Source organism: Agromyces sp. MMS24-K17, from assembly GCF_043950245.1.
GTDB lineage: Bacteria > Actinomycetota > Actinomycetes > Actinomycetales > Microbacteriaceae > Agromyces.
Genome location: NZ_CP171640.1, coordinates 3344381 through 3366983, shown reverse-complemented (window position 1 = coordinate 3366983; position 22603 = coordinate 3344381). Strand labels below are relative to the sequence as shown.

Genomic DNA, 22603 nt, shown 5'->3' with positions numbered 1-22603 from the left:
ACGCGGTGCCGTCCCCGTGGGACGGCACCGCGCGTTCGGATCGGGCGTCAGCTCGTCTGGTCGAGCTCCTCGGTCAGGGCCGTCGAGCCCGGGAAGAAGCGCGGCGCGCGCACCAGCACCGGTGCGTAGTCCTGGTACTCCTGGGGCTGCGCGGCGAGGAACGCACCGCTCTTCGTGTAGGCGAGCAGCAGCGCCACCGAGCTCGTGTCGACGTCGCCGTCCTCGTCGAACGCGTACTCGAGCTGCTGCGCGGCGGCGAGGTCGCCGCTCTCGAAGGCGGCGACGACCTCGTCGATGCTCGAGCGGAAGTACCGGAACCCCTCGATGACCTTCTCGCCGGAGGGCTTGTGGATGACGCTCTTGCCGAAGAGCTTCCTCTTGGTCTCGAACGTGTCGGTCTGCGTCTGGAGCCAGTCGTAGAGGTCGGGGAAGTCGGTCATATCCGCACGCTTTCTGTGGGGGATGGAAAAGTGAGAGAGCGCTCTCACCTCGGATCGCCTCGAAAAGTAACGCACCCTCACCTCTCGGGGTCGAACGTGTCGTTTCGTGACGGAGGGCCGCCGACGGCGTCGGCATCGCGCGCCTCGTAGGATGTTCGACACCCCCTCCCGACCCCGAAGGACACGACGACGTGACCCCTGGAGCCCGACGACTGCTGTGGACGTACGCCGCACTCTCCCTCATCCACCTGGTGCTGTTGTACGCCGGCCCCGACTGGGCGATCACCCTGACCAAGGCGCTGCTCGTGCCGCTCCTCGCGGCCGCCGCGATCGTCGCGCTCCGCCCGCGGCGGGACGCGCCGGTCGTGCTGCTGGTCGCCGCCCTCGCGGCCTCGTGGCTCGGGGACGTGCTCCTGACCTTCGACGGATGGTTCGTCCCGGGCCTGCTCGCCTTCCTGGCCGCGCACGTGGCGTACGTGGTGCTGTTCCTCCGGCTGGGCGCCGCCGCGTCCGGCGACGGCGGCCAACCGTCCCGACGCCGGCCGCCACTGTGGACGCTGGTCTACGTCGCCTGGTACGCGAGCTTCCTCGCGCTCCTCGCCCCGCACCTCGGGGCGCTGCTCGTGCCCGTGGCCGCGTACGGCGCCGTCCTCGGCGCCATGGCGGCGCTCGCCGCGGCGCGCGGACGACTCGTGGCCGTCGGCGGTGCGCTCTTCGTCGTCTCCGACTCGGTGCTCGCGCTCGGGCGGTTCCTGCCGGGCTACGAGTTCGCGCTGCACGACCTCGTCGTCATGTCGACCTACCTCGGCGCGCAGGCGCTGATCACGATCGGGGTCGTGACGGTCCTTGCCGTCGCGGTTCCGTCGTCTCCCGGACCCGATCGACGAGCGTCCGCCACGGCCCGGTGACCTGGCGCTCGGCGAGCGTCGCCCGGTGCGGCGCGCACTCGATGCGGTAGACGAACCGGTCGGGTTCGGGCGGCGCCGGCGGCACGGCCGACCAGGGGAGCTCCTCGATGAGGAGCACCCAGTCGTCGCGGTCGGGCTGGTCGTCGACGGCGACCTCCCAGACGAGCCGGATGCCGGCGAGCCCCCCGGAGCGGGAGACGATGACCTCCATGCCGGAGATGCTACTCCGGCACCTCCTCGGGCTCGACGCCCACCGTCTCCCAGCCGCGGCGCACGGCCTCCTGCTCGGCCGAGCCCTCGCCGAAGCGGAGCCCGGCGGCGCGCACCGTCTCGCCGGCGAACCGGGCGAACCCGGTGTCCTGGGCGAGTCGCCCCGACGTGAGCACGTCGTACCAGATGCGCCCCACGTGCTCCCACGCGAACCCGCCGAGCTCGGTCGCCGCGAGCGCGAACGCGCGGTTCGGGATGCCGGAGTTCAGGTGCACCCCGCCGTTGTCCTCGCGGGTGACGATGAAGTCGTCCATGTGCGCGGGCTGCGGGTCCTTGCCGAGCACGTCGTCGTCGTACGCGGTGCCCGGGTGCAGCATGTCGCGCAGCGCCCGCCCCTCGACCTCGGACGTGAAGATTCCCTCGCCGATGAGCCACGTCGCGGCCTCGGCGTCCTGGCCGAGCGCGTACTGCTCGACGAGCGCGCCGAACGCGTCGGAGACGTGCTCGTTGAGCGCGCCCGACTGGCCCTGGTAGCGCAGGTTCGCGGTGCGCTCGGTGACGCCGTGGGCGAGTTCGTGCCCGATGACGCTGAGCGAGTTCGTGAAGCCGGTGAACACCTCGCCGTCGCCGTCGCCGAAGACCATCCGCTCGCCGTCCCAGAACGCGTTGTCGTAGTGGTCGCCGTAGTGCACGGTCGCCTCGAGGGCCATGCCCTCGCCGTCGATCGAGTCGCGCTCGAACACGCGGTCGAACATGCGGTGGGTGTCGCCCAGCCCGTCGTAGGCCTCGTCGACCGCCTCGTCGCCCGTCGCGTGCTGGCCCTCCCGGCGCACCAGGCGGCCCGGCAGGGTCTCGCGGCCGCCGGCGTCGGAGATGCGCCGGTCGGGGGAGGAGGCCGCGTCGGGCAGGGCGGCCGGCGGCCGGTCGCCGAGCAGGCGCTGCTCGCGCACCGGCGCGTCGCGCAGCAACGAGCGCCGGGCCGCCGCGGCGGCGACCGGGTACCGGTAGACGGCCGCCTCGGCGATGCGGGCGAGGAGGTACGGGGGGACGATGGCGTGGGTCATCGGCTGCATGCCTCGATGCTGGCACCTGCCCCCGACAGGCGGGTGCCGGACCCGGTCCGTGTCGCGAATAGGCTGGACGGATGTCGCGCAGCCCCCTCTTCGGCCTCCTCCTCGACGTCGACGGCCCGATCGCCAGCCCGGTGACCCGCACCATCGCGATCGCGTCGATCGCCCGCGACCTCGTCGCGCTCGCGAACGCCGGCAACCCGGTCGTGTTCAACACCGGCCGCTCCGACGCGTTCATCGCCGAGCAGGTGGTGCCGCCGATGCTCGCCGCCGGGCTCGCCCCGGGCGCGCCCGTCTGGGCGGTCTGCGAGAAGGGGGCCGTGTGGGCGTCGATCGACGTCGACGGGCTCGGCGAGATCCACGTCGACCCCGCGCTCGCGATGCCGGCCGACTTCGCCGCCGAGATGCGCGACGTCGTCGCCGACCGGTTCGCCGACCTCATGTTCTTCGATGAGACGAAGCGCGCGATGGTGTCCGTCGAGCAGCACGTCGACGTGGCATCCGACCGCTACCTCGCGGCGCAGCCCGTGTTCGACGCCGCTGCGCAGGCCGCGCTCGCGGCCCGCGGGTTCGGCGTGGTCCGCGAGGGAGCCATCCGGCCCGACGCGTCCGGCGACGTGCAGTGGCGGATCGACCCGACCATCATCTCGACCGACGTCGAGTCGGTGCGGCTCGGCAAGGACCTCGGCGCCGAGCGGGCGGTGGCCCTCCTCGCCGTGCGCGGCATCCGGCCCCGGCACTGGCGCACGATGGGCGACTCGCGCGGCGACTACCGCATGGCCGACTGGCTGCACGAGCGCGGCGAGGAGGTGCGCCACGTCGACGTGCGGCCCGCCGACGGCATCCTGCCGACCGCCTACCCGGTGCTCACCGCGGACGACGTCATCCACGACGAGGCGGGCGCGCGCTTCCTCGCGCGGTGGGTCGAGGCCTCCGAGCGCGACCTCGTCGGCGCCGACCACTAGGCGCCGACCACTGGCCCGGCCGACGAGCTCCGGCAGCCGCGCGGCGGCGCGTGCGATGCTGGACGCGTGCCCGCCGCCGTGACGCTCGCGCCCCCGCCTCCCGTCCGCACGCATGCCCTCGGGCTGGTGCCCGCCGTGCTCGTGTGCGGTGCGGCGATCGCGCTGTTCGGCTTCCTGCTGCCGCTCGTCGGCTACGCGATGCTCGCGGCCGGGCTCGTCGCGGCCTGGCTGGTCGACCGGTCGGGGCGCACGAGCCGGCTGTTCGCCGACCTCGCGCTCATCGCCGTCGGGCAGGTGATCATCTCGACCATGTCGCTCGCCGCCGACATCTCGTACCCGGCGATGGTGCGGTTCACGGTCGTGCTGGGGTCGGCGGTGCTGGTGCCGTACCTCGTGTCGCGGTTCCTGTACCGCGACCGGGTCATCCGCTTCCCATGGCGCACCGGGCAGCGCTGGAACCGGACGCAGTGGACCTACCTCGTGGTCGTCACGGTCGCCGGCTGGCTGATCCTGCCGTTCTACTTCATCTCGTCGGGCGTGTACCAGAACTGGCCGACCGTGACCGAGCCCGACGAGATCGCGCGGTTGTTCGTCGGCGTGAACGCGGTCGGCACGTGGGACGAGCTCTTCTTCATCTGCACCGTATTCGCGCTGCTGCGCCGGCACTTCCCGGTCTGGCAGGCGAACCTGCTGCAGGCGGTGGTGTTCGTCTCGTTCCTGTGGGAGCTGGGCTACCAGTCGTGGGGGCCGCTGCTGACGATCCCGTTCGCGCTCATCCAGGGGTGGACGTTCAACTTCACGAAGTCGCTCACCTACGTGCTGGTGGTGCACCTGCTGTTCGACGCCGTGGTGTTCTGCGTGATCGTGTACGCGCACACGGGGTGGCCGGCCATCTTCCCGTTCGCGCCGGCGGTCTGAGCCGTCGGCGCACGACCTGCCCGAGGCATCCGCCCGCTTGTGGTCTGACCACAGAGATCCGCGCGTTCACCCGCCGTGCATTGTGGTCTGACCACACAATCCTCGCGGCATCGCACGGCACGGGCGTACCCTGAGGCGCAAGCGGCAGAGCCGAGGGATCCACGAGATCCCCCGACCCGGTCCTCGATGTCCGCCCGACCCCCAGCGGACGTCGGCACCGAGCAGAAGAGGAGCGCGAGATGACCGTCACCGACCCCGCAGCACGCCACGACGCCGACACCGGCGCGGGCGGAGGCGCCGCCTGGCGCGGCTTCACCAGCGGGCCCTGGCAGGACGGGATCGACGTCCGCGACTTCATCCAGCGCAACTACACGCCCTACGAGGGCGACGACGCGTTCCTCGCGGGGCCGACCGAGCGCACGACCGCCATCTGGGCGACGCTCGGCGACCTCTTCCCCGAGGAACGCGAGAAGGGCGTCTACGACGTCGACCCGCTCACGCCCGCGGGCATCACCGCGCACGCGCCGGGCTACATCGACCGCGAGCGCGAGCTCATCGTCGGGCTGCAGACGGATGCCCCGCTGAAGCGCGCGATCATGCCGAACGGCGGCTGGCGCATGGTGGAGGGCGCCCTCGACACCTACGGGTACGAGGTCGACCCGACGCTCCGCACCGTCTTCACCTCGTGGCGGAAGACCCACAACCAGGGCGTCTTCGACGCGTACACCCCGGCGGTGCGCGCCGCCCGCAGCTCGCACATCATCACCGGCCTGCCCGACGCGTACGGCCGCGGCCGCATCATCGGCGACTACCGGCGCGTCGCGCTCTACGGCGTCGACGCCCTCGTCGCGGCGAAGCGGCTCGACAAGCTCACCCTCGATTCCACGCCGTTCACCGAGACCATCGTGCGCGAGCGCGAGGAGCACGCCGAGCAGCTGCGCGCCCTCGCCGAGCTCAAGGAGATGGCGGCCGGCTACGGCTACGACATCGGCCGCCCCGCCGAGACCGCCCAGGAGGCGGTGCAGTGGCTCTACTTCGGCTACCTCGCCGCCGTGAAGGAGCAGAACGGCGCGGCCATGTCGCTCGGCCGCACCTCGACCTTCCTCGACGTCTACCTCGAGCGCGACCTCCGCGAGGGCGCCATCACCGAGGAGCGGGCGCAGGAGCTCATCGACGACTTCGTCATCAAGCTGCGCATCGTCCGGTTCCTCCGCACGCCCGAGTACGACGCCCTCTTCTCCGGCGACCCCACCTGGGTGACCGAGTCCATCGGCGGCATGGGCGACGACGGACGGCCGCTCGTCACGAAGAACTCCTTCCGCATGCTGCAGACCCTCGTGAACCTGGGGCCGGCGCCCGAGCCGAACATGACCGTGTTCTGGAGCGACCGCCTGCCGCAGGGCTTCAAGGACTACTGCTCGCGCATCTCCATCGAGACCTCCGCCGTGCAGTACGAGTCCGACGACCACATCCGCTCCGCCTGGGGCGACGACGCCGCGATCGCCTGCTGCGTGTCGCCCATGGCCGTCGGCAAGCAGATGCAGTTCTTCGGCGCCCGCGTGAACCTCGCGAAGACGCTGCTCTACGCGATCAACGGCGGCCGCGACGAGGTCAGCGGCAAGCAGGTCTCCCCGGCGTTCCCGCCCGTCGCCGAGGGCGTGCCGCTCGACTACGACGACGTCCGCGCCCGCTTCGACCGCACCATGGACTGGCTGGCCGCGACCTACGTCGAGGCGCTCAACGTCATCCACTACATGCACGACAAGTACGCGTACGAGCGCATCGAGATGGCGCTCCACGACAAGGACGTGCTGCGCACCATGGCGTGCGGCATCGCCGGCCTCGCGGTCGCGACCGACTCGCTGTCGGCCATCCGGTACGCGACCGTCACGCCCGTGTTCGACGAGCGCGGCGTGGTCGTCGACTACGCGACCGAGGGGGAGTTCCCCACCTACGGCAACGACGACGACCGCGCCGACGCGATCGCGGTCGAGCTGGTCGAGTCGTTCATGGCGAAGATCCGCACGCACCCGACGTACCGCGACGCAGTGCCCACCCAGTCGGTGCTGACCATCACCTCGAACGTCGTGTACGGCAAGGCGACGGGCAACACCCCCGACGGGCGCCGTGCCGGCGAGCCGTTCTCGCCGGGCGCGAACCCCATGAACGGGCGTGACAGCCACGGCATGCTCGCCTCCGCGCTGTCGGTCGCGAAGCTGCCCTACCGGGAGGCGCAGGACGGCATCTCGCTGACCAGCACGATCGTGCCGAGCGGCCTCGGCCGCACCGCCGACGAGCAGGTGCGCAACCTGGGCGGCATCCTCGACGCGTACTTCGGGCAGCAGGGGTACCACATGAACGTCAACGTGCTCCGGCGCGAGACGCTCCTCGACGCCATGGAGCACCCCGAGCAGTACCCGCAGCTCACGATCCGGGTGTCGGGGTACGCGGTCAACTTCGTCCGCCTCACGCGCGAGCAGCAGCTCGACGTGCTGAGCCGCACCTTCCACCGGTCGTGAGCGCCGTCGCGCTGCCGTCGACGTCGCTCGGCATGCCGACGGTCGTCGACGCCGAGCGGAGCGAGGAGTTCCGTGCCCGCCGTGCCGGTGAGCTCGCCCTGGTGCACTCGTGGGACCTCTCCACGAGTGCCGACGGGCCGGGCACCCGCATGACGCTGTTCCTCTCGGGATGCCCGCTGCGGTGCCAGTACTGCCAGAACCCCGACACCTGGTTCGAGCGCGACGGCATCCCGGTGCGCCTCGACGACATCGTCGCGCGCGTCGAGCGCTACGAGTCGGTGTTCCGCGCGACCGGCGGCGGCCTCACGGTCTCGGGCGGCGAGCCGCTGCTCCAGCCCCACTTCATCGAGCGCCTGTTCGCGATCTGCCGGGAGCGGGGCATCCACACCGCCCTCGACACCTCCGGCTTCCTCGGGGCGCGCGCGAGCGACGCGCTGCTGGATGCCACGAGCCTCGTGCTCCTCGACGTGAAGAGCGGCCTGCCCGACGTGTACCGGGAGACCACGGCCCGCGAGCTCCAGCCCACGATCGACTTCGGCGAGCGGCTCCACGCGCGCGGCACGCCCGCGTGGGTGCGGTTCGTGCTCGTGCCCGGCCTCACCGACGGGTGGGACAACGTCGAGGCGGTCGCCGACCTCGTCGCCCCGTGGACGAACGTCGAGCGCGTCGAGGTGCTGCCGTTCCACCAGCTCGGCCGTTCGAAGTGGGACCGGCTCGACCGCCCGTACCACCTCGTCGACACCCGCTCGCCCGAGCCGGAGCTCGTCGAGCGGGTGCGCGGGCAGTTCCGGGCGCGCGGGTTGACGGTGTTCTAGGCGCGCTGCTGGAGTCCGGAGCGATCAGGCGGCGGATGCCTCGGCGCGCGCCCGCTCGGACGCCACGATCTGGCGCACCGCGTCGCGCCCGGCCCGGTTCGCCCCGACCGTCGACTGCGACGGCCCGTAGCCGATGAGGAAGAGGCGCGGGTCGTCGACCGACCGGGTGTCGGCGACCCGGAACCCGCCCTCGGGCGTCCGCAGCCCGAGCGGCGCGAGGTGCGCGACCGCAGGACGGAACCCGGTCGCCCACAGGATCGCGTCGGCCGGCTCGACGGAGCCGTCGGGCATCCGCACGCCGTGCTCCTCGATCGCGGCGAACATCGGGTGCCGCACGAGCACGCCCCGCGCCTCGGCCGCGCGCGCCCACGGCGTCCAGTGCATGCCCGTCACCGCGATGACGCTGCCGGGCGGCAGGCCCTGTCGCACGCGCGCCTCGACGCCGGCGATCGCGGCGGAGCGGGCCGGAAGGTCGAAGTCCTCCTCGACCCACTCCGGCTCGCGCCGGGTCACCCAGAAGGTGTCGGCCACGTGCGAGAGCTCGTCGAGCAGTTGCACCGCCGACACCCCGGCGCCGACGATCACGACCCGCTGCCCGGCGAACTCGTCGGCCGAGACGTAGTCGGCGACGTGCAGCTGGCGGCCGCGGAAGCGGTCGGCGCCCGGGTACCAGGGCCGGAACGGCCGGGTCCAGGTGCCGGTCGCGTTGACGACGTAGCGCGCGGCCCAGGTGCGGGCGCCGGTCGGCGTCTCCGCCTCGACGAGGAGGCGGCCCCGCGGGTCGTCGTCGGCCCGCCGGACCGCGCGCACGCGCACCGGCCGCTGCACGTCGAGGTCGAACCGCCGCTCGTACTCGGCGAAGTAGGGCGGCAGCACGTCGCGGCTGGCCGCGGCCGGGTCGGCCGGCGGCACCGCGTACCCGGGCAGCTCGTGGATGCCGTTGACCGTGCCCATCCGCAGCGACGCCCAGCGGTGCTGCCAGGCGCCTCCGGGCGCGGCCTCGCTGTCGAGCACGACGAAGGCGCCGGCGGATGGCTCGGGCTCGACGCCGACCGCGGGCGTGACGCCGACCGCGGGCGCCGCGGTCGCCCGGCCGAGCGGCGCGAACCCGCGCCGGCGCAGGTGGTACGCGGCCGAGAGGCCCGCCTGCCCGGCGCCGATGACGACGACGTCGACCGGGATGGCGTCGATCGGGGCCGCGAACTCATGCACATGCATGGGAACGACGACCCGCGGGGGAGTATTCCGGCGAGCATCCGTCGCGCGGGGGATGCCCCGACCCCTCGGGATGCGATGACATGGAGGCATGACGTCCCCCGAACCATCCGCCCTGCCGTCCGTCGCGCCGCCCGCCCTGCCCGCCGCCGTCTCCGCGTCGGCCCACCTCAACGCGGCCCCCGCCGTCGCGCCGGGCGTCAGCCCCGCCGACCGGCAGCGAGCGAAGAACGCGGCCGGCGGGCCGATCTTCCCGGTGACCGTGCCGTGGGCGGCCGTCGTGGTGTTCGTGGCGATCGCGTTCGCCGGGGCCTGGCTGGTCGCGCTGCCGCTCTGGACCTCGGGCGAAGGGCTGGGGCATCCGCTCTTCGGGCTGATCGCGCCCGTGATGATGTTCACGCCCGCGCTCGCGACGCTCGTCGTCGTGCTCTGGGTGCGGCGACCGGCGAACACCCCGCGGTTCCTCGGCCTGTCGCCGATCCGACCGGCCGGGCGGACGTGGCTGTTCATCGCCCTCGCATTCGTCGGGTTCACGCTGCTCCCGTTCCTCGCGATCCTGCTCGGGCACGCGCTCGGGCTGCTCCGCGTCGACCTCGTCGGGCTCAGCGGCGTGCAGGCGATGCTCGACGCGGCGAACGACGCGGCCGGAGCATCCGGTGCGGCCGTTCCGCTCGACCCCGCGACGCTCCTCCTGATCTCGCTCGTGTCGCTGCCGTTCCTCACCGCGATCAACAGCGTCGCCGCGTTCGGCGAGGAGATCGGCTGGCGCGGGTGGCTGCTGCCGTCGCTCCGCCCGATCGGCACCGCGTGGGCGCTCGTGCTCTCGGGTGCGATCTGGGGCCTGTGGCACGCGCCGCTCATCCTGCTCGGCTACAACTACCAGCGCACCGACGTCGTCGGGCTCCTCAGCATGGTCGCGTTCTGCGTGCTCACCGGCTTCGTCATCGGCTGGATGCGGCTCCGCTCCGCGTCGGTGTGGCCCGCCGTCGTCGCGCACGGCGCGATCAACACCGCGACGTCGCAGTTCCTGCTCCTCGTCGACGCCGACTCGCTCGCCGACCCGGCGACGCTGTGGGGGAGCGTCCTCGGCTGGCCCGGCTGGATCCTGCTCGCCGTCGCGATCGCGGTGATCATGCTGACCGGGCAGCTGCGGAAGCAGCCCGCGCCCGGCCTCACGCTCGCGGAGTCGCGGCTGGGCTGAGCGGAGCCGGCCCCGCGCCCCCGGTCGGACCACTCGTCTCGCTCCGGACCCGCCTATGCGGTGGTCCGATCCGGATCGGATGGTCCGAACCGCGCGGGGCAGGCGAGCGTCGGTCGACGCGGCGCGTCAGCGGGTGACGGATGCCCCGTGCTCGGCGAGCCAGTCGAGCAGCACCGTGGCGTGGTTGGCCTGCTCGTCGCGGGCGCCGAACAGGAGGGTGACCGTCTGGCCCGAGGCATCCGCCGCCCGGCCGCGCTCGAGCAGGGCCGCTGCTGCGGCGCTGCCGTCGAGCTCCGCGCGGTAGCGGGCCGCGAACTCGTCGAACGTGCCCTCGCGGTCGGTCGCGTGGTGCCACTCGGTGCGCAGCTCGGGGGAGGGGGCGACCTCCTTGTCCCAGTCGTCGAGCTCGGCGCGCTCCTTGCTCACCCCGCGCGGCCACAGCCGGTCGACCAGGATGCGCACGCCGTCGGATGCCTCGGCCGGGTCGTAGACCCGCTTGATGCGGAAGGGCATGCACCTAGTCTGCCCCCGAACAGGTCACCGGCGTGCGACGGGTCGACGCCTCTGCGAGACTCGGAGATCGCGCATCCTGCGCGGGCAGCACGGAAGGACGGCGACGTCGAAGTGGTCACTGGTGAACTGAGGTCGAAGGTCGATCGGGTCTGGGACGCGTTCTGGTCGGGCGGGATCGCGAACCCGGTCGAGGTGATCGAGCAGATCACGTACCTGCTCTTCATCCGCCGGCTCGACGAGATCCACACGCGTGAGCTGAACCGGGCGAACCGCACGGGCCAGCCCATGCGGCAACGCGTGTTCCCCGAGGGCTTGGACGATACGGGCCGAATGCCCCGCCCCTACGACGACCTGCGGTGGAGCGTGTTCACGAACCGTTCGCCGCAGGAGATGTTCGAGATCGTGGGGGAGCACGTCTTCCCGTTCCTCCGGCGCCTCGGCGGCGAGGGTTCGAGCTATGCGCGCAACATGAAGGATGCGCGGTTCACGATCCCGACGCCGGCGCTGCTCGCGAAGGTGGTCGACCTGCTCGCGGATATCCCGATGGAGGACCGCGACACCAAGGGCGACATCTACGAGTACATGCTCGGCAAGCTCGCGACGAGCGGCACGAACGGCCAGTTCCGCACGAGCCGGCACATCATCAAGCTCATGGTCGACATGACCGCGCCGACGCCGGCCGACCGCATCATCGACCCGGCGGCCGGGACCGCGGGCTTCCTGGTCGCGGCCGAGGAGTACCTGCGCGAGCACCACGAAGACGAGATCCTGGCGGATGCCTCGAAGCGTGAGTTCTTCAACACGAAGGCGTTCACGGGTTACGACTCGGATGCCTCGATGGCCCGCATCGCGAGCATGAACATGCTGCTCCACGGCGTCGAGGAGCCGGTGATCGAGCGCGCGGACTCGCTCGCTGAGGGCCACCCCGCGACCGAGGACTACACGCTCGTGCTCGCGAACCCGCCGTTCGCCGGCTCCCTCGACTACGAGACCACCGCGAAAGACCTGCTGCAGGTGGTCAAGACGAAGAAGACCGAGCTGCTGTTCCTGGCGCTCATGGTGAAGCTGCTGAAGAACGGCGGCCGCGCGGCCGTGGTCGTGCCCGACGGCGTGCTCTTCGGGTCGTCGAACGCCCACAAGGCCCTGCGGAAGATGCTCATCGAGGACCACAAGCTCGACGCGGTCGTGAAGCTGCCGAGCGGCACGTTCAAGCCGTACACCGGGGTGTCGACCGCGATCCTGTTCTTCACGAAGACGAGTTCGGGCGGCACCGACGACGTCTGGTTCTACGACGTTCGCGCGGATGGGTTCACCCTCGACGACAAGCGCACCCCGATCGAGGCCAACGACCTGCCGGATGTCCTGACCCGTTGGTTGAGCCTGTCGAAACCAACCTCCGAAGAGCGCGCACGCCCCCGCACCGCCCAGTCTTTCCTCGTGCCCAAGCAGGAGATCGTCGACAACGGCTACGACCTCAGCATCAACCGCTACAAGGAGATCGAGCACGAAGAGGTCGAGCACCGGAGCCCGGAGGAGATTCTGGATGAGCTGGAGGCGCTCGAAACGGAGATCGTGGAGGGGCTGAAGAGGCTGCGGGGGATGCTGGCGAGCAAGGTCGATGCCGCGTGACCAGCGTCAAGCTCGAGGACATCGCGCTCGTCAACCCAAGGCAGCACCGTGGTCTCGAAGACGACCACGAGATCGCGTTTCTCGGCATGGCGGACGTATCGGAACAGGGGCGCACCTCAGAAGGATCCCTGAGGCCGTACGCCGAAGTCCGGAAGGGGTACACGGCATTCGAGGATCGCGACCTACTTGTCGCGAAGATCACCCCGTGCTTCGAGAACGGAAAGATCGCGCAGGCTGAGCTCCAGCGACAGATCGGCTTCGGCTCAACCGAGTTCCACGTTGTGCGCCCGAAGCCGGACAGTGTGGATCATCGCTACTTGTTGCATTTCCTTCGGTCACCCCGCGTTCGCGTGGCGGGTGAGCGGCAAATGACGGGAAGTGCGGGTCAGAAACGTGTGCCCGCCGATTTCCTCCGTCGGCTCGAGATCCCCCTCCCACGCCTCCCCGAACAGCGCCGCATCGCCGCCATCCTCGACGAGGCCGACGCCCTCCGAGCCAAGCGGCGGACCCAGCTCGAACGGCTCGCGCTGCTCCGGTCCGCCGCCTTCAGCTCGCACTTCGGGCTTCCCGATCGCGACAATTCGGTTACCATCGGCGACCTGCTCGAGTCGACCCAGTACGGCACGTCGTCGAAGGCCGCAGAGTCAGGCGATCTCCCCGTACTGCGAATGGGGAACATCACCACGGACGGGCGACTCGACCTCACGGACATGAAGTATGTGCCAGCCGAAGAGGCTCGCGGGGATCGATATCTCGTCAAGCGAGGCGAGATACTGTTCAATCGCACGAACAGCGCCGAGTTGGTTGGGAAGACGGCTCTCTATGACGAAGCCGAGCCTCGCGCGTTCGCCGGTTATCTCGTCCGGATGAGGCCGAAGACGGCCGAAGACGGACCCTTCATCGCAGGCTATCTCAACTCGCGTCATGGCAAGGCCGTGCTGCGAGGGATGGCGAAGAGCATCGTCGGTCAGGCAAACATCAACGCCAAGGAAGCGCAATCGATCCGAGTGCCGATCGCATCTGGGTCAGCGAAACGAGCGTATGCCGACGCGGTGAAGCTCATCGACGAGCAACGACGTTCGGTCGAGGTTGGGCTCGATGCACTCAACTCCCTATTCGCCTCCCTCCAATCCCGCGCCTTCCGCGGCGAACTCTGACCCGGTTTTCGTTCACCTCTCATCCGCTCATTCCCCCGAAAGCCCCCCGATGTCCACGACCCACGAGCCCGTCGAACCTGCCACCGACGCTGCGCCCGCCCCCGCCCCCGCCCCGGTCGCTGAGCCGACACGTTCGCATCCGCTCTGCCGCACCTGCGGAAGCATCCTCATCGATGCACCGGAACCGGGATTCGCGGGCACTCGACGCTTCACCTGCGCCGCCTGCGGAACGCGCACCCACGCACCGCTGACCCGCAACTGGCGGATCTTCTGGTGGGCATTCGCCGCGCTGACATCGGTGGGTGTCGTGGTGGGCAACCTCATGCTGCTCAACGACTACTCGTGGATTCCGGGCGGCGTCGGGCTGCTGTCGTTCGTCGTGCTCTGCACCGACATCGTGCTGCAGCGCCGGACGAACCCCAGGGGCGTCGCGCCCGCCGCGGTTGCGGTGCTGTCGGTGCTCATGACGCTGGTCGTCGTGTCGAGCGTCCTCGGCGCACTCGTGGTCGCGGGCCTGAACAACGCGTACGCCTTCGACGTCGTGGTGCAAGAGGAGCACGCCGCGACGACGACGCAGGGATACGGTTCGGCGATGAATGTGTCGCGTTCGCCCTCGTGGGCCTCGTCAGGAGGCGGAACCTATTTGTGCGGCGATGGCGATGACTACAACACGTGCGTCAACATGCACATCGCCATGTACAACTCGGTCTGCCTCGGCGAGTTGACGGCATCCGGACAAGCCACCTGCAGTTCGTTGCGGGAGTTCAACGCCAGCATCAAAGCGCAGGCAGCCGACTGCGGATCCGGATGCACGACGCGCGGTGACGCGCAGGGGAACTGGGGATGGACCTACGTCACGGTCACGCCGGAGGAGGTCGAGGTCCCCAATCGCGACTTCCGCCCCGAGATCACCTACACCGACCACTGCGACTTCAGCCTCGGCCCGATCGAGCTCGGGAACTGCCTGCCGGAGGGAGATCCGGAACGCGAATAGCGATTCGCACGCAGTCTCGTCCGGCGGGAAGCGCCCTCTGTGGGCGACGAGCGGGTAAATCGAGGTGCCTACGGATCACCCAGTCGCGCCCTCTCGCATGCACGGGTCACGCGCGTCTTCGCAGCCTGACTGCGATGAGTGGCACCTGTTGGGGGGATGGCTCCCTAGAGAGCGGGGCTTCTACGATCGACCCCGGTAACTGCAGTACCGAACGCGTACGGGGGCATCGCATTCGCCGAGGAGGAAGAGATGCCCATGCGGTCAAGGCGCGAGCGACGTGACGTCGGAGTCGGAAAGTGAGCGTGATGGCGCGCATGGCGGTGCGCACGGCTGTCGAACTCCTGCTCATCCTCGCAGGCTGGGGTCTGCTCATCGCAGCGATCGCCATCGCGATCGCCGGGCAACTCGTCGCGGCAGTCATCCTGCTGGTTGGATCTGTCGTCGCGTTCTGGTTGCACGCCCGTTCACTGAGGTCGAAGCCCAGCGCCGCGTACCTCTACGAGTTCGAGCAGGGGAAGCGCCGATGAAGACGTTCCTCGGCTTCCTGCAGGTGGGAAGCGGCATCGGCGGTCTGATCGCGTTGTTCAACGGCCAGTGGGGGCTCACGATTCTCGCGTGGGGGTTCGCCCTCCTCATCGGCTACCTCGGCAACCGCATGGTGCGAGCGGTCGAAGGCGTGAGTCAGACCGGTCGGGAGGCCCTGGGCGGGGTCAGCCAGTCGATCGATCTCCTTCGTCGCGGCGAGTACCGCAGCGCACTGGGTGTTTCGCGCTCCACTGTCAGCTCATTCCGGATGGGTGGCGACAAGGCATTTCTCCCGATCGCCCTGACCATCCATGCGGTTGCGCTGGGCGCCACCGGAGACGTGCAGGGCGCCCGTCGGGCAGCCCAGGAGGCTGACGACGGATTCCGGCGGCTGCCTCCGATGCTTGCGGCGGATGCTGATGAGATGCGCGAGGTGCTCGCCGTCGTCAGGCGCGAGCTCGATCGCGGAGTCCCCGATCCCTCGGGTCTCGTCGAGAAGTTCTTGGCGTTCAACGACGCGTAGCCGTCGACTGCTGCCGATGCACGGCTCTCCGGCGGCTCAGAACGGCGCATCCACGCGATAACGCCGCTGATCCTCCTCGATCACCCGCTCGAGTTCCTCGGCGAGCGGATCGATCGGGTCGGGCGGATCGGCTGGACCGAGCGGCTCGCTCGACCCCGGCGGCCCGACCGCGACCCCTTCTCCCACCTTCACCGCCTCGAACGGCCGTTCCGGCAACGTCCGCAGCAGGTGGCCGGCGGGTGAGGTCCACCGCATCACCCCGCCCGGCTCCTGCTGCACCCGCCACCCGGTCTCGTGCTTCAGCCGGTGATGATGGCGGCAGAGGGCCCCGAGGTTCGAGGCATCCGTTCGGCCGCCGTGCTGCCAGGCCAGCGTGTGATCGAGGTCGGCTCGATCGGCGCGGCGGGAGCAGCCCGGGAAACGGCACTGCCCGTCGCGGACTCGCACGAAGCCGTCGAGGTCGGCCGGCGCACGGTACGTGTCGCGGCCGTAGCTGAGCACCGCGCCCGACTCGGGGTGCACGAGGATGCGACGCATCGACGGTGCGTGCGCAGCGAGGCGTCGGGCGGTGTCGGCGTCGATCGGGCCGTAGCCCTCCAACTCGGCGGGGTCGTCGGACAGCCCGAGCAACGTCATCACCGGCACGGTCACGTTGACGTGAGCGGACACGTCGATCGATTCGCCGTCGAGGCATCCGCCGAGGAGCAGGTCAGCCGCGACGTCCGCCGCGCGCTGCGTGACCGTGCGGAGGTCTTCCGGGCCGGGTGTCGCGCGCGTCGCGAGCGCGCCGAGGCGACGCTCGATCGCGAGGGCGCGGTCGGCCTCGATGAACAGGCTGAGCCAGGCCATGCCGTCGGCGGCGGGGTCGACGCAGACCCGGCGCTCCTCGGCGGCCTGCGCACGGCGGTCGCTGAGCGGCTCGGGTTGCAGCCGCTCACGCACCCGGCGCATGCGCCGGCTCACCTCGCCGTTGGTCGACACCATGCCGTCGGCGACGGCCGCTGCTGCGACGTCGAGCGCGACCTGCTCGACCGCGTCGGCGATGTCGGCCGGCAGCGACTGCGTGAGCTCCAGCACGGAGCGCACCTGCGTCAACCCGAGGTCGCCCGCCTCCAGCGCGTCGAGCGTCGCGCGGCGCTGGCCCGTCAGGCGTTGCGCCTCGGCGACCAGACGCGATGCGGATGCCTCGTGCTGGCCGAGCGTCGTCGCGAGTTCGGCGACGAACGAGCGGGTGGCGAGATCGCGCTCGCGGGACGTACTCCACTCGCCGACGCCCTCGACCTCGGCCGCCAGTTCGCGTGCGCGCTGGATGCGCCGGTACTGGTCGGCCTGGATCTGCCGGATCATGCCGTCGAACGCGGCGAGTGCCGCCAGCTCCCACGCCAGCGCCGTCTCGGGCGGGGCGATGAGGGAGGCCGTCATGGGTTCATCCAAGCAGGACCCTCCGACATCGGGAGCAGCACGAACAAGTGGGAGAAGCGCCGGTCAACCGAGAGATCGAGACGAATCCACCGAGGACTCGACGAACGCACGCCGAAGCATCCGGCACCCCACATCCGGGGGTCGAAACGGCCATGACCGCCCGCTTCGGTCCGCGCCTCAGTACGCTCTCGACGTGAGCAATTTCGACTTCGTCGCAGCGGACTGGCCGGAGATCGCCGCTGAGGCCCGGCGTGCCGAGTTCTACGCGTTCGGCGACCCCCGCTCGAGCCTGTTCTACGCGCGCCGCACCGTCGAACTCACCGTCTACTGGCTGTACCGGGCGGACGCCTCGCTCACGAAGCCGTACAAGGACGACCTCGTCAGCCTCCTGCACGAGCCGACGTTCAAGCAGCTCGTCGGTGGCGCCGTCTTCACCAAGATGAACCTCATCCGCAAGCGCGGTAACGACGCGGTGCACAAGACCTTCAAGCTCACCGGCCAGGACAGCCTGCCGATCGTCCGCGAACTCTTCCACATCCTCATCTGGCTCGGCACCCATTTCGCCGGTGCACCCGACCGTCGCCCGTCACCCGGTCTGCCGTTCGACGCCGCCTCCATCCCGCAGCCCCAGCCCGGCCAGGCCGCGAAGACGAAGGCGGAACTCGCGAAGGCGCTCGAGGAGAACGCAGCGAAGGATGCCGCGCTCGCCGTGAAGGAGGCCGAGAGCGCCGACCTGCTCGCGCAGATCGCGGCCCTGCAGGCGCAGGTCGCTGAAGCGAAGGCGGCCAACGCGACCGTCCGAGACACCCACGACTACCGCGAGGACGAGACTCGCGACCTGTTCATCGACCAGCTCCTGCGAGAGGCCGGCTGGGATCCCGCCGCCGACGGCGTCACCGAGGTGCGGGTGACCGACCTCGAGGGCGCACCCGCCGGCGTCGGTTACGTCGACTACGTCCTCTGGGGCGACGACGGGCGCCCGCTCGGTCTCGTCGAGGCGAAGCGGTCGACCCGGGACGCCCGTGACGGACAGCAGCAGGCGAAGCTCTACGCCGACGCGCTCGAACGAGCCCATGGCCTCCGGCCGGTGATCTTCACCAGCAACGGCTACGAGCACTGGATCTGGGACGACGCGCCGGACGGCACCGGTCACCCGCCCCGTGGGGTGCAGGGCTTCTATACGAAGGACGAACTGCTCCGCCTCCAGCAGCGCAGGCAGCCCGGCACGAGGCATCCGCTTGCCTCGGTGGCCATCGACGAGCAGATCGCCGGCCGTACGTACCAGCACCAGGCGATCCGCGCCGTCGCCGAGGCGTTCGAACGCGACCGCGAGCGGCGAGCGCTGCTCGTGATGGCGACCGGTTCCGGCAAGACCCGCACCGTGATCGCCCTCGTCGACCTGCTCACCCGGGCGAACTGGGTGAAGACCGTGCTCTTCCTCGCCGACCGGAAGGCGCTCGTCACCCAGGCGACGAACGCGTTCAAGGAGCACCTGCCGAGCAGCCCGACCGTGAACCTGCTGGAACGTCGCGACACCGACGGGCGGGTCTACGTGTCGACCTACCCGACCATGCTCGGCATGCTCAACCAGGGAGATGACGCGCGCCGGTTCGGCCCCGGGTTCTTCGACCTCATCGTGATCGACGAGGCCCACCGCTCGGTGTACCAGAAGTACGGCGCCATCTTCGACTACTTCGACGCGCCTGTCGTGGGGCTCACCGCCACCCCGAAGGACGAAGTCGACCACAACACCTACCGCCTGTTCCACCTCGAGGATGGCGTACCCACGTTCGACTACGCGCTCGGCACCGCGATCGAGGCGGGATACCTCGTGCCTCCGGTCGCGCACCGCATCGAGTCGAAGTTCGTCCGCAGCGGCATTCGCTACGACGACCTGACCGACGAGCAGAAGGACGAGTGGGACCTCACCGAGTGGGGCGAGGACGGCGTCATTCCCGACCGTATCGAGGCCGACGCCGTCAACCGCTGGCTCTTCAACGAGGACACGGTTGATCGGGTCCTCGCGATCCTCATGACCGAGGGGCGCAAGGTCGCCGCCGGCGACCGGCTCGCGAAGACCATCGTCTTCGCGAAGAACATCGATCACGCACGGTTCATCCAGCAGCGCTTCGACGCGAACTACCCGGAGTACGCCGGCCACTTCGCCCAGGTGATCGTCTCCAGCGATGACCGAGCGCAGCACCTCATCGACCGGTTCTCGCAGCCCGAGAATGACCCACATGTCGCGATCTCGGTCGACATGCTCGACACCGGCATCGATGTGCCCGACGTCGCGAACCTCGTGTTCTTCAAAGCGGTGTTCTCGAAGTCGAAGTACTGGCAGATGATCGGGCGCGGCACGCGACTCCGCCCCGACCTCTACGGCCCCGGCGCCGACAAGCGCGACTTCATCGTGTTCGACGTCGGCGGCAACATCGAGTACTTCAACCAGGAGGTGCCCGAGGTCGACTCGTCGGCGGGGCGGTCGTTGCACGGGCGACTGTTCGACGCGCGCCTCGCGTTGATCACCGAGATCGATCGAGCGGATGCCCCGACCGACGCCGACCGCGAACTCCGAGCCGCGCTCGCCGAAGGCTTGCAGGCGATCGTCGCCGGCATGAGCGAGCACAACGTCCTGGTGCGTCCGCACCGTCGGCTGGTCGAGCGGTTCAGGGCAGGGGATGCCTGGCAGGGCGATGCCGCGGCACTCGCCGAGGCATCCGCCCTCGCCGAACTGCCCTCGGCGGCGCTCGTGACCGACACCGACGAACGCGCCAAGCGGTTCGACCTGCTCGTGCTGCGGGCCCAGCTCGGCGTGCTCACTGCCGACGCCGGATTCGCGAACGCGCGCGACCGGATCCGCTCGATCGCGGCCGCGCTCGGTGAGCAGCGTGCGATCCCGGCGGTGGCGAAGCACCTCGAGTTCATCGACGCCGTCGCGGGAGAGGAGTGGTGGCAGGACGTCACCCTGCCGCTGCTGGAACTCGCGCGTACCCGGCTCCGCTCGCTCGTGAAGCTCATCGACACGACCCGCCAGGCGCCGGTGTATACCGACTTCGACGACGTCGTGCGCTCGGCCGAGGGCGAGTTCGTCATCTCGACACCCGGTGTCGACCGCGACCGTTTCCGCGCCAAGCTCTTCGCCTACCTGCGAGCCCACGAGTCGCACGTCGTCTTGCGCAAGCTCCGCACCGGCAAGCAACTCACCGATACCGACCTCGCCGAACTCGAACGAATGCTCGCCGACAGCGGCGAGTTCGAACCCGGCGAGCTCGAGGTCGGCATCGCCGAGGCGCACGGACTCGGACGCTTCATCCGCTCGATTGTCGGCCTCGACCGATCGGCGGCGGAGGCGGCGCTCGCGTCGTTCGTGTCTGCTCACCGTTTCGGGTCGCGGCAGATCTCGTTCGTCGACCTCATCGTGACCCGGCTCGCACAGAGCGGATCCGTGCCGATCGGAGCGCTCTACGACCCGCCGTTCACCGACCGTGCCCCAGGCGGACCGGATGACCTCTTCACCGACGCCGAGATCATCGAGCTCGAAGAGGTGCTGAACGCCGTGGACGCCGCGGCTGAGCCGCCGGCGGCGGACGGGACGTCGGCCGACCTGCGCACCGCGTGACGCCGACCGCGACCGGCCATCGCCTCTGGTAGACTCGTCAGGTTGCCGTGAAACGGCCGCGCATCAAGAGAGCCCAGGCATTCTGCCCCGGGCAGCGCGCAACGAGAAGAAAGGGGATCCCTCTATGGCACTGGATGCAGAGACCAAGAAGGCGATCATCGACGAGTACGCGACCCACCCCGGTGACACTGGATCCCCCGAGGTCCAGATCGCGATTCTCACGAAGCGCATCAAGGACCTCACCGAGCACCTCAAGGAGCACAAGCACGACCACCACTCGCGTCGTGGCCTGCTGCTCCTCGTCGGTCAGCGTCGTCGTCTGCTCGGCTACCTCGCCGACGTCGACATCAACCGCTACCGCACGCTCATCGAGCGTCTCGGGCTGCGCCGCTAAGCGCACTCGACTGCGCGGCTCTCGACACGGTACTCGTCGAGCTGGCGCGAACTTCTTGCGAAGGCCCCCGGCCGCTCCTCGGAGCGACGGGGGCCTTCGTCATGCCCGCGACGGGTTCAATGGCCCGGGCGACGAGGTCGTCGGCGCGTCGCAGCGCGCCGACGTCGGCGGCGGGCGGGAGGATGTCCCGGTGCCCCCACACGCCCCCGCTCGAACGCGCCGCCGTGCCCGTTCGTCCTTCGCCACCGCCCTGCTCGCCCTCGCGCTCCTCGTCGCCTGGGTGTTCGTCGTCCAGCCGGCGCTCGAGCGCGCCGGCGCGCTCCCCGGCGGCGGTGCAGGCGGCGGCACGGCCACCGGCCCCGCAGCGACCGGCCCCGCGGCCTCCACGCCGTCGCTCGAGGGGATCGTCGTCGCCGACGGAGCATCCGCCGAGGCCTACGACCGCGACCTGTTCGGCGAGCCGTGGGCCGATGTCGACGGCAACGGCTGCGATACCCGCAACGACGTGCTCATCCGCGACCTCGCCGACGTCGCGTTCCGCGCCGACAGCAACGGATGCATCGTGCGTACCGGGACCCTCGTCGACCCGTACACCGGGACGCAGATCTCCTTCGTGCGGGGCCCCGACACGAGCGAGGCGGTGCAGATCGACCACCTCGTGCCCCTGTCGTACGCGTGGCGGCACGGCGCGTCGGAGTGGACGGCAGACCAACGGGTCGTGTTCGCGAACGACCCGGCGAACCTGCTCGCGGTGGCGGGGGCCGCGAACCAGTCGAAGTCCGACTCCGGTCCGGCCGAGTGGATGCCGCCGAGTTCGGCGTACGCGTGCGCCTACATCGCGGCGTTCACCGCGGTGCTCGACCGGTACGACCTGACCATCGCGCCGGAGGACGCCGACGCGGTGGCGCGGGTCGCGGCGGCCTGCCCCGCCTGACCCGCGCCCCGGCCCGAGCCGCCAGGCTCCCGGCCCGCGCTCAGTCCTCGGCCGCGCGCGCCCGGTAGGCGCGCACGGCCATCCGGTTGCCGCAGCGCACGCTGCAGTACCGCCGCGACCCGTTCTTCGAGAGGTCGACGTAGAGGCCGGTGCAGTCGTCGGCGCCGCATTCGCGGAGCCGGTCGACCTGGTCGGCGCGCACGACATCCGACAGGGCCATGGCCGCCTCGACGAGGATGCGCTCGGCCAGCGGCGCCTCGAGCGACACGGCGTGGATGTGCCAGTCGAGGTCGTCGTGGCGCACGAGCCGGGGCACCGCGTTGGCCTCGACGAGGATCCCGTTGACCGCGTCGACGAGGTCGTCGCGGGACATCCGCCAGATGACGCGCAGGCGGTCGCGCGTATCGCGCACCTCGGCGAGCTCGGCGTCGTCGCCGTCGCGTCGGCCGGAGTAGCCCCAGTGGTCGAGCAGCGCCACGAGTTCGGCCTGCGTGGCGAGCTCGTCGGCGCGCGATTCGGATGCCTCGGGGATGGTGTCGGCGAGGGCGGCGACGAAGCCGAGCGCCGACGCCGTGTCATCGGTGAAAATCATTTGACTCCTGACGGAGGGGTCGAGTACTGTCACGAGC

General features: G+C 70.4%; 21 protein-coding genes. 14 read left to right on the top strand and 7 right to left on the bottom strand.

The annotated features are described in order from the left end of the window. Positions 1-47: 47 nt before the first annotated feature. Positions 48-440 carry a hypothetical protein gene (locus ACGGZK_RS15485; RefSeq protein ID WP_395243515.1) on the bottom strand — a complete coding sequence of 131 codons (393 nt, stop codon included), beginning with the start codon at positions 438-440 and terminating at the stop codon, positions 48-50. Positions 441-631: 191 nt separating this feature from the next. Between ACGGZK_RS15485 and ACGGZK_RS15480 the strand changes: the two genes are divergently transcribed. Further along, complete coding sequence (locus ACGGZK_RS15480) at positions 632-1348, top strand: lysoplasmalogenase (protein WP_395243514.1); 717 nt, start codon at positions 632-634, stop codon at positions 1346-1348. Here ACGGZK_RS15480 and ACGGZK_RS15475 read toward each other — a convergent pair. Then, positions 1263-1559, bottom strand: coding sequence for a protealysin inhibitor emfourin (locus tag ACGGZK_RS15475; protein ID WP_395243513.1), 297 nt, complete (start codon positions 1557-1559; stop codon positions 1263-1265). The genes ACGGZK_RS15480 and ACGGZK_RS15475 overlap by 86 nt on opposite strands. Positions 1560-1569: 10 nt before the next feature. Further along, entirely contained in the window at positions 1570-2622 is a 1053-nt protein-coding gene (locus ACGGZK_RS15470) for a M4 family metallopeptidase (protein WP_395246107.1), read from the bottom strand. An 80-nt stretch (positions 2623-2702) separates the two neighbouring features. Here ACGGZK_RS15470 and ACGGZK_RS15465 point away from each other — a divergent pair, with 80 nt between their 5' ends. From ACGGZK_RS15465 to pflA, 4 genes are all read left to right on the top strand, one after another. Continuing rightward, on the top strand, positions 2703-3593 hold the full coding sequence (locus tag ACGGZK_RS15465) for a hypothetical protein (protein WP_395243512.1): 891 nt from the start codon (positions 2703-2705) through the stop codon (positions 3591-3593). Between the two features lie 66 nt (positions 3594-3659). Continuing rightward, positions 3660-4511, top strand: coding sequence for a CPBP family intramembrane glutamic endopeptidase (locus ACGGZK_RS15460; protein ID WP_395243511.1), 852 nt, complete (start codon positions 3660-3662; stop codon positions 4509-4511). Between the two features lie 239 nt (positions 4512-4750). Further along, the gene (gene pflB, locus ACGGZK_RS15455) at positions 4751-7030 is read left to right on the top strand and encodes a formate C-acetyltransferase (protein WP_395243510.1); all 2280 of its coding nucleotides are present in this window, start codon (positions 4751-4753) and stop codon (positions 7028-7030) included. Next, entirely contained in the window at positions 7027-7845 is an 819-nt protein-coding gene (pflA, locus tag ACGGZK_RS15450) for a pyruvate formate-lyase-activating protein (protein ID WP_395243509.1), read from the top strand. Before pflB ends, pflA begins: the two co-directional genes overlap by 4 nt. A gap of 24 nt (positions 7846-7869) precedes the next feature. Here pflA and ACGGZK_RS15445 read toward each other — a convergent pair whose 3' ends face one another. After that, entirely contained in the window at positions 7870-9063 is a 1194-nt protein-coding gene (locus tag ACGGZK_RS15445) for an FAD-dependent oxidoreductase (RefSeq protein WP_395243508.1), read from the bottom strand. Between the two features lie 88 nt (positions 9064-9151). Between ACGGZK_RS15445 and ACGGZK_RS15440 the strand changes: the two genes are divergently transcribed. Then, entirely contained in the window at positions 9152-10261 is a 1110-nt protein-coding gene (locus tag ACGGZK_RS15440; protein ID WP_395243507.1) for a lysostaphin resistance A-like protein, read from the top strand. 126 nt (positions 10262-10387) lie between these two features. On the opposite strand, the gene ACGGZK_RS15435 is transcribed toward ACGGZK_RS15440, so the two are convergent. Beyond that, positions 10388-10774 (bottom strand): DUF488 domain-containing protein, encoded by a 387-nt coding sequence (locus tag ACGGZK_RS15435; protein WP_395243506.1) that lies wholly within the window; start codon positions 10772-10774, stop codon positions 10388-10390. 111 nt (positions 10775-10885) lie between these two features. Between ACGGZK_RS15435 and ACGGZK_RS15430 the strand changes: the two genes are divergently transcribed. The 5 genes from ACGGZK_RS15430 (at position 10886) to ACGGZK_RS15410 (ending at position 15602) form a co-directional block, all read left to right on the top strand. After that, positions 10886-12403, top strand: coding sequence for an N-6 DNA methylase (locus tag ACGGZK_RS15430; RefSeq protein ID WP_395243505.1), 1518 nt, complete (start codon positions 10886-10888; stop codon positions 12401-12403). Beyond that, positions 12400-13560: a restriction endonuclease subunit S gene (locus ACGGZK_RS15425; protein WP_395243504.1), complete on the top strand. Its 1161-nt coding sequence runs from the start codon at positions 12400-12402 to the stop codon at positions 13558-13560. The genes ACGGZK_RS15430 and ACGGZK_RS15425 overlap by 4 nt, the downstream gene beginning before the upstream one ends. 49 nt (positions 13561-13609) lie before the next feature. Beyond that, entirely contained in the window at positions 13610-14554 is a 945-nt protein-coding gene (locus ACGGZK_RS15420) for a hypothetical protein (RefSeq protein ID WP_395243503.1), read from the top strand. A 296-nt stretch (positions 14555-14850) separates the two neighbouring features. Further along, on the top strand, positions 14851-15081 hold the full coding sequence (locus ACGGZK_RS15415) for a hypothetical protein (protein ID WP_395243502.1): 231 nt from the start codon (positions 14851-14853) through the stop codon (positions 15079-15081). Beyond that, positions 15078-15602, top strand: a complete 525-nt coding sequence (locus ACGGZK_RS15410) for a hypothetical protein (RefSeq protein ID WP_395243501.1) — start codon at positions 15078-15080, stop codon at positions 15600-15602. Before ACGGZK_RS15415 ends, ACGGZK_RS15410 begins: the two co-directional genes overlap by 4 nt. Positions 15603-15638: 36 nt before the next feature. Here ACGGZK_RS15410 and ACGGZK_RS15405 read toward each other — a convergent pair whose 3' ends face one another. Continuing rightward, positions 15639-17024: a DUF222 domain-containing protein gene (locus ACGGZK_RS15405; protein ID WP_395243500.1), complete on the bottom strand. Its 1386-nt coding sequence runs from the start codon at positions 17022-17024 to the stop codon at positions 15639-15641. 193 nt (positions 17025-17217) lie between these two features. Between ACGGZK_RS15405 and ACGGZK_RS15400 the strand changes: the two genes are divergently transcribed. The 3 genes from ACGGZK_RS15400 (at position 17218) to ACGGZK_RS15390 (ending at position 21974) form a co-directional block, all read left to right on the top strand. Further along, entirely contained in the window at positions 17218-20646 is a 3429-nt protein-coding gene (locus ACGGZK_RS15400; RefSeq protein ID WP_395243499.1) for a DEAD/DEAH box helicase family protein, read from the top strand. 124 nt (positions 20647-20770) lie between these two features. Further along, a complete protein-coding gene (gene rpsO / locus ACGGZK_RS15395) occupies positions 20771-21040 on the top strand; it encodes a 30S ribosomal protein S15 (protein ID WP_395243498.1) in 270 nt (89 codons plus the stop codon). Between the two features lie 190 nt (positions 21041-21230). Continuing rightward, the gene (locus tag ACGGZK_RS15390; protein WP_395243497.1) at positions 21231-21974 is read left to right on the top strand and encodes an HNH endonuclease family protein; all 744 of its coding nucleotides are present in this window, start codon (positions 21231-21233) and stop codon (positions 21972-21974) included. Positions 21975-22014: 40 nt separating this feature from the next. Here the strand turns inward: ACGGZK_RS15390 and ACGGZK_RS15385 are convergent, their stop codons facing one another. After that, on the bottom strand, positions 22015-22566 hold the full coding sequence (locus ACGGZK_RS15385) for a CGNR zinc finger domain-containing protein (protein ID WP_395243496.1): 552 nt from the start codon (positions 22564-22566) through the stop codon (positions 22015-22017). Positions 22567-22603: the final 37 nt, after the last annotated feature.

Excerpts from the sequence above, each read along its gene's own strand:
- ACGGZK_RS15485 (WP_395243515.1), bottom strand. The coding sequence starts at position 440 with ATGACCGACTTCCCCGACCTCTACGACTGGCTCCAGACGCAGACCGAC.
- ACGGZK_RS15475 (WP_395243513.1), bottom strand. The coding sequence starts at position 1,559 with ATGGAGGTCATCGTCTCCCGCTCCGGGGGGCTCGCCGGCATCCGGCTC.
- ACGGZK_RS15470 (WP_395246107.1), bottom strand. The coding sequence starts at position 2,622 with ATGACCCACGCCATCGTCCCCCCGTACCTCCTCGCCCGCATCGCCGAG.
- ACGGZK_RS15465 (WP_395243512.1), top strand. The coding sequence starts at position 2,703 with ATGTCGCGCAGCCCCCTCTTCGGCCTCCTCCTCGACGTCGACGGCCCG.
- pflB (WP_395243510.1), top strand. The coding sequence starts at position 4,751 with ATGACCGTCACCGACCCCGCAGCACGCCACGACGCCGACACCGGCGCG.
- ACGGZK_RS15445 (WP_395243508.1), bottom strand. The coding sequence starts at position 9,063 with ATGCATGTGCATGAGTTCGCGGCCCCGATCGACGCCATCCCGGTCGAC.
- ACGGZK_RS15440 (WP_395243507.1), top strand. The coding sequence starts at position 9,152 with ATGACGTCCCCCGAACCATCCGCCCTGCCGTCCGTCGCGCCGCCCGCC.
- ACGGZK_RS15435 (WP_395243506.1), bottom strand. The coding sequence starts at position 10,774 with ATGCCCTTCCGCATCAAGCGGGTCTACGACCCGGCCGAGGCATCCGAC.
- ACGGZK_RS15420 (WP_395243503.1), top strand. The coding sequence starts at position 13,610 with ATGTCCACGACCCACGAGCCCGTCGAACCTGCCACCGACGCTGCGCCC.
- ACGGZK_RS15410 (WP_395243501.1), top strand. The coding sequence starts at position 15,078 with ATGAAGACGTTCCTCGGCTTCCTGCAGGTGGGAAGCGGCATCGGCGGT.
- ACGGZK_RS15405 (WP_395243500.1), bottom strand. The coding sequence starts at position 17,024 with ATGACGGCCTCCCTCATCGCCCCGCCCGAGACGGCGCTGGCGTGGGAG.
- rpsO (WP_395243498.1), top strand. The coding sequence starts at position 20,771 with ATGGCACTGGATGCAGAGACCAAGAAGGCGATCATCGACGAGTACGCG.
- ACGGZK_RS15385 (WP_395243496.1), bottom strand. The coding sequence starts at position 22,566 with ATGATTTTCACCGATGACACGGCGTCGGCGCTCGGCTTCGTCGCCGCC.